This is a genomic window from uncultured Murdochiella sp. (genome assembly GCF_902488755.1).
GTDB lineage: Bacteria > Bacillota > Clostridia > Tissierellales > Peptoniphilaceae > Murdochiella.
Window position 1 is genome coordinate 1 of the sequence record NZ_CABTXF010000074.1, and the last position, 2,559, is coordinate 2,559.

Genomic DNA, 2,559 nt, shown 5'->3' on the forward strand with positions numbered 1-2,559 from the left:
AGTAGTAGTGATTTTTTTTATAAGCGAGAGTAAATAGATTTATTTTAGCTACATTATTTTTTTCAAGCAGAAGACGGCATACGAAACTTTCCTTCATCACCTTACGGACCTTTTTAATGGAAGAAAGGTGTATGCTGTTTTTGATTTTTCTCGTGGCTTTAAGGAAGCACATCTACCGCTATTCCGGGCGTTCAACGAGGCATGGATCTCGTTAAAGCATCGTACTATCGTTTTAGAACAGATTAGCGCTCTCTCCAGTGTGATTGCCCAAGTGGTGAATCTCTTTGTGTTGGCGATACTCATTTTTATTGGAGCAATCCCTATCTCGCTGGTTTTGACCGCCGGAAATCTCACCGGCCAGTTGTATAATTCGCTCGCCTCCTTTCCGGAATTGATGAGCAAAGTCAAAGGTGCTCGTCCTTTATTAGCGCGCCTTTCGCAGGAAGATACGGAGGATGATAAGGAAAAGCCGATTCTTGAACATGAATTGACTGCCTCCGGATTGACTAAAAGATATGGAGATAAGACGCTTTTTCATGCTGTGAACGCATCCATTCGGCGTGGAGAAAATGCACGCATCGTCGGACCGAGCGGAAGTGGAAAGACCACCTTACTGAATATTCTTTTCGGCATCGATTCTCCTGATGAAGGGACCATTCGAATTGATGGAAACGTGATTTCTCCCTATCATGGAGTGCAGAATATGGCGTATATTACGCAAAATAATTATATTTTTGAAAATACGGTGCGATTTAATATTACGCTCGGTGACGCTTTCTTAGAGGAAGAAGTAGACCGTGTCGCTCATCTTGTCGGAATCGACCGATTCGTTAATCAAGATGGCCTAGATATGAAGCTGTTGGAGCATGGCGAGAATATTTCCGGCGGCGAGCGGCAGCGTATTGCCCTCGCTCGCGCACTGATCCGCAAAAAAGACGTTATACTTGTCGATGAAACAACTTCCAACTTGGATACAGACAGTGCGCGCGAGATCGAAGAGATTCTTTTGCAAGACCCGAATATTACCTTCGTCTACGTGAAACATGACGAACACGCAAAAGAAGATTCTCGCTTCGATCATATTATTACTTTGTGATGCCTGTTGATTTTCGCGTTCGCTTTCCGTCAGCAAGACAACGGTAGCCGAGTGGATAATCCATCGTCAAAATTGCTTTTGAAGGGAGAGAGCATGAATAAAAAGATCTTGCTTTTAGGAACCGGCGGCACCATCGCCTCCATTGCGACAAAAGAAGGACTAACGCCGGCCATTCCCGCAGAGGAACTGTTGGCGTATTTGCCGGCTCTATCCTCCTCCATTGAAGTGGATGCCGTTCAGTTATTTAATCTGGATTCCACCAATATTGAAGTCGAACATTGGCTTGCTATGGCAAAAGCCATTGAACAGCATTATGCGGATTATGACGGCTTTGTTCTTTGTCATGGTACGGATACCATGGCGTATTCTTCCGCGGCGTTGTCCTATTTGATTCAGCATTCTTCAAAGCCCATCGTGCTTACCGGATCACAAAAACCAATTAATTTGGATAGCACCGATGCACGTGTCAATTTGCGTGATGCTATTCGTTTTGCTGCCGATGCTCGTGCGCATGATGTTAATGTTGTTTTTCAAGGCAAAGTGATCTGCGGGACACGCGTGCAAAAAGTGCGAACGAAAAGCTATAATGCGTTTGACAGTGTAAATTATCCATTGTTGGCGACGATACAGGATGAGCGAATCGCCTTCTATATTGATGACAAAGAGCGACAAAGCGCGTCAGTCTGTTTTTATTCCGTGTTAGATGGCACTGTTGGTTTGTTTAAGCTAACGCCTTCTCTTGATCCCACGATGCTTAGCATCTTTGGAGACACCTTTCATGGCATTATTATCGAAGCGTTTGGTGTCGGCGGACTTCCGACCTACCGCGAAGGCGCATATCGAGATGCGGTGGAAAAACTGCTTCAAAAAGGGAAAACCGTTGTGATGACTACGCAGGTACCATATGAAGGAAGCGATATGTCCGTCTATGCCGTAGGGAAAGATGCCAAAGAAGATTTAGATCTATGGGAAGCATACGATATGTCGCTGCCGTCCGTTGTGACCAAACTCATGTGGGTGTTGGGTCAAACCACGGATACAACGAGTGCGCGAAGACTTTTTCAAACGCCGATTAACCGCGATACGCTGTGGTTTTAAGGGCACTCCTTTCGTTCTGATTTCTTAATTATGAACCGACTTCAAAAAAACAAGAGGCAGTAGATTCTTGATTTTGAGTGGAGTCGGTTCGTTGTTTTCATTGATTGATACAAAACAATACTTTTTTGTACATTTGTAAATGATGTGAGACGAGAAACATGCTCCTTTGATGGCGAGACAATTACGGCTGTACAATAGGAAAATGCGGAAAGCCGCCGTAAATCCCGTGGCTGCATTACGGCGGAAAAACGCAAAAGTGCGGAAAACCGCTGTAAAGTGGGCAGAATATTTACGGCTGTAAAACGTAAAAATGTGAAAAGCCGCCGTAATTTGCCCGCGGCGCACCCATATTCCATGAGCGTTAA

Annotated in this window: 2 protein-coding genes; both read left to right on the forward strand. The window is 44.7% G+C overall.

The window, feature by feature from the left end:
• Positions 1-127 precede the first annotated feature (127 nt).
• On the forward strand, positions 128-1,096 hold the full coding sequence (locus RDL68_RS06210; protein WP_308540809.1) for an ATP-binding cassette domain-containing protein: 969 nt from the start codon (positions 128-130) through the stop codon (positions 1,094-1,096).
• A 93-nt stretch (positions 1,097-1,189) separates the two neighbouring features.
• A complete protein-coding gene (locus tag RDL68_RS06215; RefSeq protein ID WP_308540810.1) occupies positions 1,190-2,194 on the forward strand; it encodes an asparaginase in 1,005 nt (334 codons plus the stop codon).
• Positions 2,195-2,559 lie beyond the last annotated feature (365 nt).

Bases quoted from the DNA above. Each gene is read 5' to 3' on its own strand.
- RDL68_RS06215 (WP_308540810.1), top strand. From the start codon at position 1,190: ATGAATAAAAAGATCTTGCTTTTAGGAACCGGCGGCACCATCGCCTCC.